A 14,752-nucleotide genomic window follows, 5' to 3' on the forward strand; every position below is an offset into this window, starting at 1 on the left:
AGCCGAAGAAAAGCTTTATCAAAACCACATTCAGTAAACACTGGATGAAAAAGCATCCCAATTTACTTAAAGAAGAAGGGCTGCATAATGCAGAACATGTGCTGGTTAGCGATATCACTTATCTCGAATCTGACCAGGGTGTACATTATTTATCGTTAGTGACGGACTCTGGCTCACGCAAGATTGTGGGTCACCACCTGAGTCTGGATATGAGGGCTGAAAACGTAGTCAAAGCGTTGAAGATGGCAGTCAAAGATAAACGATATGCAGAGAACAGCATTCACCACTCAGACAGAGGAGTGCAATACTGTTCAGCTATCTATCAGGATGAGTTGAAGGCAAATGAGATTCAGCCATCGATGACAGATGGTTACGATTGTTACCAAAATGCCTTGGCAGAAAGAATAAACGGTATACTCAAGCAAGAGTTCTTAATCTATCGATGTAAAACGATAGAGGAATTAAAAATACTCGTTGCCGAATCAATTAAGATCTACAACGAAATGAGACCGCACCTGAGTTTAAACATGGAAACACCCAATCAGGTGCACAATAGAAAAGGCCAGCTGCTGGAGCTGGCCTAAAAACTGTCAACCTATCTTAGGACGGGTCATTGTTTATAATGCTGGTCGGCGCCAGGGTGCTTAAGCAATCACCTGGGTAAGCGTATGAACGTCGCCTGGATTAAGGCTGGTGCCGTTAGTCACCGCAGTTTCCACACACAGCATCTGTTTGTAACCGAAGGCGTCCATATCACTCATTGAAGCTGCGGATTGCCAGGGATTCCATACCACAATACTATCGTGACCCGCTGAGCCAATGCTAATGTAAGGCGACTGATTGGCAACGATGGTTAATGTTTCTGGCGCTTCCTGATGAATGCGATCGGTTTCGCCACTGAAAGTGTACGGCGTTGGTGCCGGTTTTACTGCCCAGTCTTCCAGCTTGTCTTTATATTCACCCGACAGGCCTTCCAGCGCCACGTCGGCGATATTATTCACATCGAAATAAGTATGCAGGGCACAATTGAGTGTGAAGGCTTGTTGTTCTTCCAGACTGGTGGTTTCCAGGCTTACTGTAAGTTCGCTGGCAATCTTCAGACGTAACTTTACCGCACATTCATAATTGAAGCCCGGGCCTTTGGTGGTGGCCGGTGTCAGCACCATTTCTGAGGTAGTGCCGTCGCAGTTAAACTCACTGATGTCCCACATCTGGGTACGCAGAAAACCGTGGGAGGGCAGTTCGCCTTTTGCTTTGCCGTGGGCATCGCTGAACCAGGGCCAGCAAAGTGGGATCCCGCCACGAATAGGGCGTTCACCATTAAGTACGGCTACCGGGCTGACCCATAAACGGTCACGGTTGTCATGGCTTGGAATAAACGACAGCACGTGTCCGCCAAACAGACTGATGCGACAACTCGCTGATGCGTTGGATACGGTAACAAAGCGATTACCGTCTTTTTCTTCTATCTGATAAGTTTGGTCATTCATTCGTGAAATCCCTTGACCCTGTTTTTTGGTCAGTTAAGTCGGTACTTAATGCCATTTATTGTTGTTGATTTCCGTGTCACCTCAACGTACTTCCGGCCGCGTTGTGTAACGGGCGATGAGGAGAACTAGATACGTCTGCAAGTCAGGCAAACCGCAACGCGTTGATATCGACTATCCTGAGGTGGCCCGGCAATGCTTATCTTGCCTGATAAATAAAAAAGGTGCGATAAAAATCGCACCTTTTTCGTTATCACCAGAAGGTGATTACTTGCTGATATGAGCTACCAGTTCAAGTACCTTGTTTGAATAACCCCATTCGTTGTCGTACCAGGATACAACTTTTACGAATGTGTCAGTCAGGGCAATACCTGCAGTCGCATCAAATACGCTGGTGCGTGCATCGCCAACGAAGTCGTTAGATACTACGGCATCTTCGGTATAACCCAGAACGCCTTTCAGTTCGCCTTCAGAAGCGGCTTTCATCGCTTCACAGATAGCTTCGTAGCTGGTTGGCTTGGCCAGGTTCACAGTTAAGTCAACCACAGATACGTTAGGCGTCGGTACGCGGAACGCCATACCAGTCAGCTTACCGTTAAGAGCAGGAATAACTTTACCTACCGCTTTTGCTGCGCCAGTTGATGAAGGAATGATGTTCTGACCCGCACCGCGGCCACCACGCCAATCTTTCTGAGATGGGCCGTCAACCGTTTTCTGGGTTGCAGTAGTTGCGTGAACAGTGGTCATCAGACCGTCTACAATACCAAACTTGTCGTTCAGTACTTTGGCTACTGGTGCCAGACAGTTAGTGGTGCATGATGCATTAGAAACAATGCTCTCACCTGCGTAGCTATCGTGGTTTACACCCATAACAAACATCGGCGTATCATCTTTTGAAGGTGCCGACATGACTACCTTCTTCGCGCCTGCTTCGATGTGCTTGCTGGCAGTTTCTTTAGTCAGGAACAGACCGGTAGATTCGACAACTACGTCGGCATCCACTTCTGACCAGTTTAACTGAGCCGGATCTCTTTCTGAGGTAACACGGATTTTCTTACCGTTAACGATCAAATGGCCGTTATCAACGCTTACGTCAGCGTCGAAGATGCCATGTGTTGAATCGTACTTTAATAGGTATGCAATGTAATCTGGGTCCAATAAATCATTAATACCAACTATTTCAATGTCTTGTCTGCTTTGTGCAGCACGCATCACGAGTCGTCCGATGCGGCCAAACCCATTGATCCCGACGCGAATTGTCATAACATGCCTCTGTATCGTTAGTTAATAGATTGAAAAATAATTACGTAAAGTATGGATCAAAACTACACCCAAGGCAAAACTTTATGCTAATTTTGTTGCAAAATTACAGAAATGCCAATGCAAACGTATTCAATTTTACGTCTGAACATCTTCAACAATAATGTAGAGTATTGTTAAATGGCCTATGCCACCCGGTTTGCTTTTCAGGCAAACCTCACACACAGGAACAACTATGACTAATCAGGTTTTGCAAAAGCTTGTCGAAATGCGGGGCGTAGAAACCCAATACGTTGATGCATGGGGTAACCCAGCGACAATTTCCGAAACCAGTAAAGCGAAACTTCTTCAGGCTCTCGGATATGACATCAGTAACGAATCAGTGATAGCTGAACAGCTCGATACGGAGATCGCTACGGTATGGTCTCAGCTGCTCGATCCGGTTTGCGTGCAGCGCACTGATGACGAAAAACAAATCCGCCTGCGCTTGCCACTGGCTTCGGTCAATACGGAATACACCGTTAATATTGACCTCGAAGAAGGTGAGAGTCATACCTTTACAGTTATACCAGTTGATCAAACTTTGCTCAATGTTGGTGTAGTTGATGACCTGGAATTTCATGAATACAGTATAGCACTTCCACAGGAACTTCCCTGCGGCTACCACGGTATCTCATTGTGTGAAGAACAAACCGTTATCGCAGAAATGCGCTACATCGTAGCACCTGGCGCCTGTTATCAGCCCGAGGCTATTAAGGCAGGTAAAAAGTTGTGGGGCCTGAGTGTTCAGCTCTATTGCTTGCGTAGCGAAAACAACTGGGGCATTGGTGACTTTTCTGATTTAACCCAGTTAGTCACTAAAGCGGGCAAGCAGGGCGCCGGGTTTATTGGCCTGAACCCTATTCATGCTCTGTATCCTTCAAACCCTGAAGCGTGCAGTCCGTATGGACCTTCGTCGCGACGCTGGCTGAATTTTCTTTACATAGATGTGACGGCATTACCGGAATATAACAGTGCTGCAGTGCAGGCCGTGGTCAACGCTGAGGACTTTCAGGCTCGCCTCGAAACTGCCCGAAGCGTGGAGTATGTCGACTACAGTCTGGTGACCGAGCTTAAAATGGCTGCACTCAACAGCCTTTTTGATGAGTATTACAACGCTTATCTGAAGAAAAACACCAAACAAAACCGTGAGTTTAAAGCGTTCATAAAAGCCGGTGGCGAAAGCCTTGAGATGCAGGCCACCTACGATGCCATGCAGGAATATCTGCAAAATGACGGTAAGGATGCCTGGGGCTGGCCGGTATTCCCGGAAAACTGGCGCGATTTCCACAACGAAGCGGTAGCAAAGTTTGCCAAAAAGCATAAAAAGCGCGTGCAGTTTTACATGTTCCTGCAATGGCAAGCCGCAGAACAGCTCGAAAAAGCCAATCAGGCCGCTATTGCGGCGGGCATGCCGGTAGGCATTTATCGCGACTTAGCGGTGGGAGTGAGCGAGGGCAGTGCGGAAATCTGGGGCAATAAAGACCTTTACTGTACCGCTGCCAGTGTCGGCGCGCCGCCGGATATCCTTGGCCCGCTCGGTCAGAACTGGGGCCTGCCACCAATGGATCCCGAGATCCTCTACCAACAGGCGTATCAGCCAATCATTGATTTGTTTACGAGCAATATGCAATCGTCCGGCGCGCTGCGAATTGACCACGCTATGGGGCTGTTACGCCTGTGGTGGGTATGTCAGGGCGATCATGCTAAAGAAGGTGGTTATGTGTATTACCCACTGGAGGATTTACTCGGCATTCTGGCGCTGGAAAGTCATCGTCATCAGGCAATGGTGATAGGCGAAGACCTCGGTACCGTACCAGAAGAAATTCGTCAGGTACTGGCGGATAACGGCGTGTATTCTTACCGGGTGTTCTTTTTTGAAAAAGCCGAAGACGGTGGTTTTTATTCACCGGCGCATTATCCGCAGCAAAGTATGTCGACCCTGACCACCCATGATATGCCAACTCTGATAGGCTACTGGCATTGCCTGGATTTAGAATTGGGTAAGCAATTAGGCTTGTATACCGACGACGATGTGCTACAAACCCTGTATGCTTCCCGTCACGAAGATAAGCAGGAAATTCTTAATTCGCTGCACGGCCATGGTCGGGCAGGGGACGAAGTGGGCAGAGATGTGAATATCACGGGGATGAGCCGTGAACTCAACTTCGCCTTGCAGACGCATATGGCCTATGGCAGCAGTGCGTTACTGAGCCTGCAGCTCGAAGACTGGCTGCAAATGGATAAACCGGTCAATATTCCGGGCACGTTTATGGAGTATCCAAACTGGCGACGTAAGCTTTCACGCAATCTGGAAAGCATTTTCGCCGACGAGGATATTCAGTCACTTGCCGCTGGTATTGACGCGGGCCGTCAGGAAGCCGGTCGGTAAAACACCGGCCGCAAGTAAGACAGGCAGTAAATTAATCGCAACGCCGCAGATGAAGTAGGAGTCAGGAATGCAATTTGAAGGACAGTTAGCCCAGGCACAGTGCCAGCACCCGTTCGCCGTGTTAGGCCCGCAATTTAATGGCACGAATACCTTTGTGCAGTACTGGCATCCCGGCGCGCAGGCGGTTGAGGTGGTCGACGCAGTATCGGCTGAACCACTCGGGTCACTGACATCTGTAAACGGTGACGGCCTGTTTAATGGCGTTATTGAGGGGCTTAGCAGCGCGTCTGCCTATCAGTTAAAGGTGACGACCGATGACGGTGAGTCGCTGGTCGCCGACCCTTATCAGTTTCAGGCTGAAGCCTATCATGCGGTGCATTTTATTGATCATGAGCCGCAAAACCTGTACCGCCAGGCAGGTGCACAGCGTATAACCCTGGAGCGTGACGGATTCAACGCCGAGGCCATAAGATTTGCGGTGTTTGCACCGAATGCGTCGGCGGTATCGGTGATTGGCGACTTTAACGGTTGGGACGGACGGTGCCATCCCATGCAAAAAACCGATATGGGTTACTGGGTGCTGGTTGTGCCGGGACTCGCCGAAGGAACGCGGTATAAGTATCAGATTAAGGATGCTAATGGCCATCAGTTACCACACAAAGCCGATCCGCTGGGTTTTTATGCCGAACAATATCCGTCCCATGCGTCGCTGATTTACGACCACGAGCGCTATGAATGGCATGATGCAAAGTGGCTCGAAAAAGCCGCGAAGCAGAATAAATACCAGACTCCGATGAGCGTTTATGAGGTTCATCTGGGCTCATGGAAGCGACCGGGTAACCCCGAGCAGCGCTATCTCAGTTATCGTGAGCTGGCCGAAGAACTGGTCGCCTACGTTACCGAAATGGGCTACACCCACATTGAGCTGCTGCCAGTTTCAGAGTTTCCGTTCGACGGCTCCTGGGGCTACCAGCCGGTGGGTTTATTTGCTCCCACCAGTCGCTTTGGTTCGCCCGACGACTTTAAGTTTTTTGTTGATACCTGCCACCAGAATGATATTGGCGTTATTATCGATTGGGTACCGGCACATTTCCCGGAAGATGGTCATGGCCTGGCTCGCTTTGACGGTAGTCATGTTTACGAGTATGCCGATCCGCGGCGCGGCTGGCATCCCGACTGGAACTCCTGTATCTATGACTTTGGCAAGGATACGGTAAGACAGTTTCTGGTTGCTAACGCCCTGTACTGGCTCGAGCACTTCCACGTTGATGGTTTGCGCGTCGATGCGGTGGCCAGTATGTTGTATCTCGATTATTCCCGGGAAGACGGCGAATGGATCCCCAATGTTCATGGCGGCAATGAAAACCTTGAGGCAATCAGCCTGCTGAAATGGATGAACGAGGAAGTGTATCGGCATTTCCCTCATGCGATGACCATTGCCGAAGAGTCCACCAGCTTTCCAAAAGTTTCACGACCGGTCTTTGATGGCGGGCTGGGCTTTGGTTTTAAATGGAACATGGGCTGGATGCATGACTCCCTGCATTATATCAGCAAGGATCCGGCCTACCGTACTTACCACCACTCTGAAATGACCTTCAGCATGGTGTATGCCTTTGACGAGAATTTTGTGTTACCGATTTCCCATGATGAAGTGGTCCACGGTAAAGGCAGTCTGATTGGTAAAATGCCTGGTGACGAATGGCAACAGGCGGCCAACCACCGTTGTTACGCTGCGTTTATGTACGGTCACCCGGGCAAAAAACTTAATTTTATGGGCAACGAAATTGGCCAGAGCAGCGAATGGAATCACGACGCATCGGTCGACTGGCGTCTGCTGGATTTTGATAAGCACCAGGGGATACAGCGTCTGTACCGTGACTTAAATCATCTGTACAAAGCTTTGCCAGCGCTACACCAGAGAGATCACGAGCCAGCCGGATTTGACTGGATTGACCTGCATAACCACGAACAAAGTGTGTTTTCTTTTGTACGTCACAGCTTAAATGGCACGCAGCAGGTTTATGTAATCAGCAACATGACGCCAGCACCGCGTGAAAACTTCCGTATCGGTGTGCAACAACCGGGCGAATACCAACTGGTATTGAACACCGATGATAGCGTATATTGGGGGAGTGGCGCTGCAACACCAAAGCAGTGTGTGGCCGAGCCTGTGCCATGGAATCATCAGCCGTACTCGATTAATGTGAATTTACCCCCACTGGCAACATTATTTATTGTATTTAACAAGGAGTGACCTTGAGCGGCGCACGGAACTTTACCTCCAGGGAAGTAGATTTAGGCAGTCCTTTTCCACTAGGCGCTACGCTAACGGAAGAGGGGTGTAATTTTGCGGTGACCTGCACGGACGCAAGAGCGGTTGTCCTGTGCCTGTTTCATGCCGACACCGAAGAAACCATTGATGAAATTGTTATGCCGGCGAAATCCGGCGATGTATGGCACGCCCGCATCAAAGGTGTGGGCGAGGGCATGTTGTATGGCTACCGCGTAGATCGCGGCAGTGAAAGCCTGCACTATTCGCCCACCGATAAATTGCTTATCGACCCCTATGCCCGGCAGTTAAGCCGGCCCATGCATTGGAATGCCCGCCAGTACCAGGGGGACAGCCAGTTTATGGTGGCGAAAGGTGTGGTGGTCGCGGCGCCAGAGTCCGCAGCGCGCCCATCCAAGCCAGCCATCGAGAAACATCGCCGTATTCTTTACGAAGCCCATGTAAAAGGGCTCACGCAGCGCCATCCGGATGTACCGGCAGAGCAGCAGGGCAAATATCTCGGTGCCAGCCATCCAGCGGTTCTCAGTCACCTGAAGTCGCTGGGAATTACCTCGGTGCAGTTTATGCCGTTAGCGTCGTTCATGCCTGAGCCGTACATTACCGAAAAAGGGCTGACTAATTATTGGGGCTACAACCCGGTAAATTACTTTGCCCCCGAGCCACGCTATGCTCATAGCGATCCGCTTGGTGAATGTAAAACCATGGTCGACGAATATCATAAAGCCGGGCTCGAAGTCATTGTTGATGTGGTTTACAACCATACGGCTGAGGGCGGTAAAGACGGTCCGGTATTGTGCTTCAGAGGCATGTTCCCGCATCAGGCTTATCTGATGGAGCAAACCGCAAAAGGCGGACTTGTATACAGCAACCACTCAGGCTGTGGTAACACCGTGTATTCTGCTCACCCGATCATGACCACCCTTATCATGGATGCGTTGCGTTACTGGGTAAGCGAAATTGGTGTGGATGGTTTCCGCTTTGACCTGGCCGCCTGTCTGGGACGCGACCCACAGCAATTCTCAGTTTTTGCCGGGTTACTTCGCGCTATCCATCAGGATCCTGAGTTAAAGTCTGCGGTATTGATTGCTGAGCCTTGGGATATAGGCCCCGGTGGTTACCAGTTGGGGACGTTTGGTGCCCGCTGGCTGGAATGTAACGATAAATTCCGCGACTGTGTCAGAGCGTTCTGGCGCGGCGATAAAGGCACCACCGCTGATTTTGCTACGCGCTTAATGGGCTCAAGGGATGTCTTCCACAAGGGTTATCGTTCTATCAATACCTCGGTAAATAACGTGACCTACCACGATGGGTTCACGTTGCACGATCTGGTGAGCTATGCGGAACGGCACAATGAAGCCAACGGCGAAGAAAATCGCGATGGCCATGGTCATAACCTGTCGGCCAACTACGGCGTGGAAGGCGAAACACAGGATAAGTCTATTCTGGCCATGCGGGCTCAGCAAAAACGTAACCTGTTTGCCACCTTGCTGTTTTCTCAGGGTACCCCGCATATTCTTGGCGGTGACGAGCTGAGTCGCACCCAGCAGGGTAATAACAATGCTTATTGCCAGGACAATGAGATCAGTTGGTATGACTGGGAACTGGATAAGTACCGGCAGGATTTTCTGGCCTATTGCCAACAGGTGATTGCCATTCGTCAGCAGTCTGAACTGCTGAGTCGCATGTACCTGCCGGACGACGCTTATCAGTTGCATTCCAATGTTTCCGAAGTTAACTGGTATAAGCCTGATGGTTCAGGCAAAGGGGATGATGACTGGCAGGCCGGCGGCAACAAAGCCTTTGCGGTAGAAATTATTGGTCATCAGGAAGCGGGCGATAAGTGCGAGCACTGGCTGTTGTGTTTTAATGCCAGTAATCGGGATATTAAATTCAATACGCCGTTAAAGTCGCCTAACGGCGGCTGGTCGTTGGTACTGGATACCCGTTACAGCCACCCGGCCAAACAGCCCGGTCTGCGCATCCAGCACCTGTTTTTACAGGCGGCGCATTCCTTTGCCTTGTTCCGGTATACCGACTTTCCACGTTAGTGAAAAGGCCTGGGCTAAATTCGGAGTTAATGGCTAAACACTGGTATACTCACCTTATCTGTTTAAAACCGGCAGTCGGCCTATTAAATAGCGATAATCGGCCGGTTGTGCTTTTCATTCCGTAAGTCGATGGTATTATGCCCACCCATCGAAGTGTAGAGGGTTTTTTGATGCAAAATAGTGGCGGTTCTCAGCCGAATAATTCATGTGATATTGGTGTCATTGGTTTAGGTGTTATGGGTAAAAACCTGGCCCTCAACCTAGCTGATCATGGTTATCAGGTAGCGTGTTTTGATTTAGACGCTAAACGAATTGATGCCATTGTTGCACAGGACCGCAACGAAAATGGTGCAGATTCCACCCGGATCGTACCAGTGCATACCCTTGAAGCGCTGCGCAGTTCACTGGTTTCACCCGCCGTTATTTTACTTTCTATTCCAGCCGGTAAACCGGTGGATATGGTGTGTGAGCAACTTATTGCCGCGGGCATTGATAGTGAAGATGTGATCATCGATACCGGCAACAGTTTGTGGAGTGACTCGGTAGCGCGTGAACAACGCTTTGCAGATAAGTTCCTGTTCTTTACCACTGCCGTTTCCGGCGGTGAGGTTGGCGCCCGTTTTGGCCCTTCATTAATGCCTTCAGGCTCGGAAAAAGCCTGGGAGCGTGTTGGCCCGATGTTACGTGCTATTGCCGCCAAAGTTGATGCTGAAACCGGTAAACCCATTGAAACAGCCACGCCGGGAGAGCCGGTTAAGCACGGCGAACCCTGTGCTGCTTACATTGGCCCCAATGGTGCCGGCCATTACGTTAAAATGGTCCACAACGGCATCGAGTATGCCGATATGCAGCTAATCTGCGAGGCATACCAGATAATGCGCGTGGCGCTGGGCATGTCACCTGGCGAAATTGCTGCTGTTTTCCGTCGCTGGAATCAGGGGCCGCTGGATTCCTACTTAATTGAAATCAGTGCAGAAGTACTCGACCAGCAGGATCCGGAAACACAACAGCCGCTGGTTGATGTGATCCTCGACAAAGCGGGAATGAAAGGTACCGGTCTGTGGACGGCCGTAAGTGCTCTGCAAACCGGCAGCCCGGCGCAGACTATCGCTCAGGCGGTATTCGCCCGCAGCCTGTCAGCGCTTAAATCTGAACGGGTTGAGGCGGCTAAGGTGCTGGCCGGCCCTGAGGTGGCAGAGGTTAACGAAGCTCAGCGCGAAGCAGTCATCAATCAGCTGGAACATGCGCTGTATTGCTCTAAAATCTGTGCTTACGCACAGGGCTTCCAGCTTATGAACGCGGCGGCACAGGAGCAGGGCTGGACGCTGCACTTTGCTGAGATTGCTAAAATCTGGCGTGCTGGTTGTATTATCCGGGCGGTATTCCTGCAGTCCATTTCTAACGCTTTCGACCGCGATATCAACTTGCCTAACTTGCTGGTGGATCCGTTCTTTGCTGAACAAATCGCCACTTATCAGGCCGACTGGCGAGCCACTGTTGCTCTTAGTGCAGTGCAGGGCGTTGCCTGTCCGGCAATGATGTCGGCGCTAAGTTACTATGATTCTTACCGTACTGCGGTATTACCGGCCAATCTGTTGCAGGGACAGCGGGATTTCTTTGGCGCTCACACTTTCTCGCGCACAGATAAACCCGCGGCAGAGAAATACCATATTGAATGGAGTGATCCATCCCGTCCGCTGCAGCTTATCTAGTAGCAGATCTGCAAGTACGAGGAGACAATCATGGCTGACAACGATCAATGGCGCGATAAACTCACCGAAGAGGAATACCGGGTTACCCGCCTTGCCGGCACTGAGCGGCCATTCTCCGGTACTTTATTGTATGAGTCGCGCAGTGGCAGCTATGTATGTAAATGCTGTGGCGTAAAACTGTTCGACGATACCACTAAGTTTGAATCGGGCTGTGGCTGGCCGTCGTTTTTCTCGCAAAGTGAAGACGACAACGTCGGTTATCGCTTTGATGAAAGTCATGGCATGCGCCGTACCGAGATTTACTGCAAAAACTGTGATGCCCACCTGGGTCACGTATTCAGTGACGGCCCGGCACCTACCGGCCAGCGGTATTGCGTGAATTCTGTGAGTCTGGATTTCAACCCGGAGTAATCTAACATCTCTTCTCAGGAGGCATTAAGTCTGCCTCCTGAAAAATATTCCCCGTTATTTCGTCGCGTAATAACCATTATTTGAAAAAAATTTAAGTTTTTTTCTGTAATTAAATTTCAAATTTTCTGTCACAGACGATCAATTTTCAGCGCATGGGCGTCAAATTCACGCGACTCGATAGCGCTGGTTATATCGTCGGCAAGCCGGTCGAGAATGTCTACCGGCAAGCTGTACTGGCTGCTTAAAGCCACCAGTTGGCTGTTATCGATACTGTCGGCAAAATGATTGGTGACTTTGGTCCAGACATACGCCATACGGTAATTCTCAATGTCCATCGACAGCGTCATCAGCATACTGGTGATATGACCGTCAATTTCCTGCTCTACGTTGCCATACTGACTCAGCGCCATAAACAGAGCATCGCGGGCCGCCAGCGGATCGTCGGCAATCAGAATGCTGGCCAGGTCGATATAATACTTCGGCTCACTGAACACATCTTGCTTAGCAGCCGCCACAAAACGCGCTCTTGCGTCCTCGTAGCCAAATCTAGACCATTGATAATAGGAGATATAAGGGTCCGGAGAATTCTTGGTTTGCCATTGCAGTTGCTTTAATGCTTTGTTGATGGAAACCGTGGCTTCCTTACGGGCAAATTCCTTATCACGATATTTGATGTATTCGATTTGCGATGCCTTGGCGATGCAGGACTCGTAGTTTTCGTAGTTAACCAATAGGGCGTACTTGGGTCGGTCACTGTCATCATCTTTAAAGTTAAAGCGGTGACGGATAATTTCTGAACGTTCAGCCCGGCACCAGCCGTCCGTATTTAAATCGGCACAAAAATGCGGGTAATCCTCACAAATAGTTTTAATGCTTGGCGCAAATAAATCACCACAAGCGCTGATAAACAGGGCAGAAGTAAGATAAACAACACCTCTCAAAAGTGTGGAAAAATTACTTAATAAATCCCTCTGCTTTATTGTTTTTATCGATTTTCTGAAATTTTTCAACAATTTGGAGTTACCTCTTTGATTATTTAGAATACCTGCCGACGGGAATAAGCGGTGAGAGTGTTCTGACGTACAACCACATATTCCTGTACACATCGTCAATTTTATACATGATTTATTTGATGAAGGCACTAGTATGAACCAACCCTTTGAGCAAGAATTGCAATCCAGCTGGCAGGAGCGCCAGGAATACGCAGAAATGATGTTACCGATTATCGGTAAGTTATACCGTAACAAGTCTATCGAAATCTCTGTGTACGGTCGCACACTGTTAAACGCCAGTGCGATTGATGTAATCAAAGCTCATCGTAAAGTCCGTCTGCACGAAGGCATTAAACTGCGCCTGCGCGAGAGCTACCCCATTTTAGAAGCTATCAACTCCATGCAACTGGCACCAGCCCAGATTGACATTGGTAAACTGGCCTTCGATTTTCATTATGGCAGTGCCGTCGACAAAACCGACCTGAACGCATATCTGAAGGATAAGTTAGCTGATGTGGTCGATAAATCAGATGATCATGAACCGCAGGACGTTGTGCTGTATGGTTTCGGCCGTATTGGTCGGTTGCTGGCCCGCTTAATGATTGAGCGCCAGGGACAAAACAATAAGTTGCGCCTGCGCGCAATTGTAGTGCGTGGCGGTCGTGATGGTGATCTGGAAAAACGTGCCAGCCTGCTGCGTCGCGACTCTGTACATGGGCCGTTTAACGGCAGTATTACTATCGATCACGAGCGTAATGCCCTGAAAGCCAACGGCTCTTATATTCAGGTGATTTACGCCAACAGCCCGGACGAAATTGATTACACCGCGTACGGCATTAACAATGCATTGGTTATTGATAACACCGGTATCTGGCGTGACCGCGATGGTCTGGGCCTGCACCTTAAAGCCAAAGGTACCTCTAAAGCTCTGCTGACTGCGCCAGGTAAAGGCGACATTAAGAATATCGTGTACGGCGTGAATAACAGCGACATTACTGAGTCTGATACGATTGTGTCGGCAGCAAGTTGTACCACTAACGCTATCACACCAGTCCTTAAAGCACTGGATGAAGAGTACGGTATTGTTAACGGTCACGTAGAAACGGTGCATTCTTACACCAACGACCAGAACCTGATTGATAACTATCATAAAGGCGAGCGTCGCGGCCGCAGTGCACCGCTGAACATGGTTATTACCGAAACTGGCGCTGCCAAGGCCGTTGCCAAAGCGTATCCAAAACTGGCCGGCAAACTTACCGGTAATGCGATACGTGTACCTACACCTAATGTGTCGATGGCCATCCTTAACCTGAACCTGGATAAAACCACCGACAAAGTGGCAGTCAATGAGTTCCTGCGTGATACGGCATTGTTCTCATCGTTGCAGCATCAGATTGATTACACGGCCTCTACTGAGGTGGTATCTACTGATATGGTTGGCACCCGTGCTGCGTCGGTTATCGATTCTCAGGCGACCATTGTCGCGGATAATCGCTTAACCCTGTATGTGTGGTATGACAACGAATTTGGTTACAGCTGCCAGGTAATGCGTGTGGCGATGGATATGGCCGGTATCACTGTACCGACACTGCCAGCCTAAGCCGCAATTGTACAAGCTTTAAACGGCACCTTTACTGGTGCCGTTTTTGTTTGCCCAGCGAAGCTGGCAAACCCGTCAGGTTGAAAGAAACCTGAATCACCCTGACTGAGGGGAAGATAATCCGAATGGCAAGGGCGTTGCTGGCCAACGGCAGGGTTCGAAGGAAGCCATAGGAAGTTAGAAGTACACAACGAAAGTGAACCTGATTCGGCAAGGCAGGAGGGTAAGCGTGCAAAATAGCGCGAAGCCCGATACTCAGTCAGTCCTGTTTTGTGTTTGAGGGTGGAATTTCTAACAGGGAGCCAGTGCAGTAACTGGGGAAGCCTGACACCGTCTCTGGTGATAAGCCAGAAGCATTTGTACGAGAGGAGACTCGAGGCAGGTGTTGGTGCGAGGTGGCAGATGAAGCTGTAGTAGTGAGTAAGGTTCGGCCTGTGAAAGCCAGTAATGGTGTGGAGGATAAAACCGGACTGACCATCTGCATTAAGTCAGATGGAGTCTTTACAGCCAAAAGCTGATAA

At 49.8% G+C, this 14,752-nt stretch carries 10 protein-coding genes; 7 read left to right on the forward strand and 3 right to left on the reverse strand.

Annotated features, from left to right (window positions below):
• Window positions 1-584, forward strand: a 584-nt coding sequence (locus D9T21_RS20920) for an IS3 family transposase (protein ID WP_123327117.1), incomplete at its 5' end; no start/stop codon positions are given.
• A gap of 60 nt (window positions 585-644) precedes the next feature.
• Here the strand turns inward: D9T21_RS20920 and D9T21_RS20925 are convergent.
• Both D9T21_RS20925 and gap read right to left on the reverse strand, forming a co-directional pair.
• Window positions 645-1,490 (reverse strand): D-hexose-6-phosphate mutarotase, encoded by an 846-nt coding sequence (locus D9T21_RS20925; protein WP_123327118.1) that lies wholly within the window; start codon window positions 1,488-1,490, stop codon window positions 645-647.
• A 264-nt stretch (window positions 1,491-1,754) separates the two neighbouring features.
• Complete coding sequence (gene gap / locus D9T21_RS20930; RefSeq protein WP_105936781.1) at window positions 1,755-2,750, reverse strand: type I glyceraldehyde-3-phosphate dehydrogenase; 996 nt, start codon at window positions 2,748-2,750, stop codon at window positions 1,755-1,757.
• Between the two features lie 232 nt (window positions 2,751-2,982).
• On the opposite strand from gap, the gene malQ reads away from it, so the two are divergent.
• The 5 genes from malQ to msrB all read left to right on the forward strand — a co-directional run bounded on the left by malQ (window position 2,983) and on the right by msrB (window position 11,639).
• Window positions 2,983-5,178 (forward strand): 4-alpha-glucanotransferase, encoded by a 2,196-nt coding sequence (gene malQ, locus D9T21_RS20935; protein WP_123327119.1) that lies wholly within the window; start codon window positions 2,983-2,985, stop codon window positions 5,176-5,178.
• Between the two features lie 67 nt (window positions 5,179-5,245).
• Entirely contained in the window at window positions 5,246-7,432 is a 2,187-nt protein-coding gene (gene glgB / locus D9T21_RS20940; protein ID WP_123327120.1) for a 1,4-alpha-glucan branching protein GlgB, read from the forward strand.
• 2 nt (window positions 7,433-7,434) lie between these two features.
• On the forward strand, window positions 7,435-9,516 hold the full coding sequence (gene glgX, locus D9T21_RS20945) for a glycogen debranching protein GlgX (RefSeq protein ID WP_123327121.1): 2,082 nt from the start codon (window positions 7,435-7,437) through the stop codon (window positions 9,514-9,516).
• 170 nt (window positions 9,517-9,686) lie between these two features.
• Entirely contained in the window at window positions 9,687-11,228 is a 1,542-nt protein-coding gene (gene gndA, locus D9T21_RS20950) for an NADP-dependent phosphogluconate dehydrogenase (protein WP_123327122.1), read from the forward strand.
• 30 nt (window positions 11,229-11,258) lie between these two features.
• On the forward strand, window positions 11,259-11,639 hold the full coding sequence (gene msrB / locus D9T21_RS20955; RefSeq protein ID WP_105936786.1) for a peptide-methionine (R)-S-oxide reductase MsrB: 381 nt from the start codon (window positions 11,259-11,261) through the stop codon (window positions 11,637-11,639).
• 128 nt (window positions 11,640-11,767) lie between these two features.
• On the opposite strand, the gene D9T21_RS20960 is transcribed toward msrB, so the two are convergent.
• On the reverse strand, window positions 11,768-12,580 hold the full coding sequence (locus D9T21_RS20960; RefSeq protein ID WP_164464793.1) for a DUF2989 domain-containing protein: 813 nt from the start codon (window positions 12,578-12,580) through the stop codon (window positions 11,768-11,770).
• A 205-nt stretch (window positions 12,581-12,785) separates the two neighbouring features.
• Here D9T21_RS20960 and D9T21_RS20965 point away from each other — a divergent pair, with 205 nt between their 5' ends.
• Window positions 12,786-14,231, forward strand: coding sequence for a glyceraldehyde-3-phosphate dehydrogenase (locus D9T21_RS20965; protein ID WP_123327124.1), 1,446 nt, complete (start codon window positions 12,786-12,788; stop codon window positions 14,229-14,231).
• Window positions 14,232-14,752 lie beyond the last annotated feature (521 nt).

The sequence above is a fragment of the Marisediminitalea oceani genome (genome assembly GCF_003731635.1).
In the GTDB taxonomy this organism is placed as follows: domain Bacteria; phylum Pseudomonadota; class Gammaproteobacteria; order Enterobacterales; family Alteromonadaceae; genus Alteromonas; species Alteromonas oceani.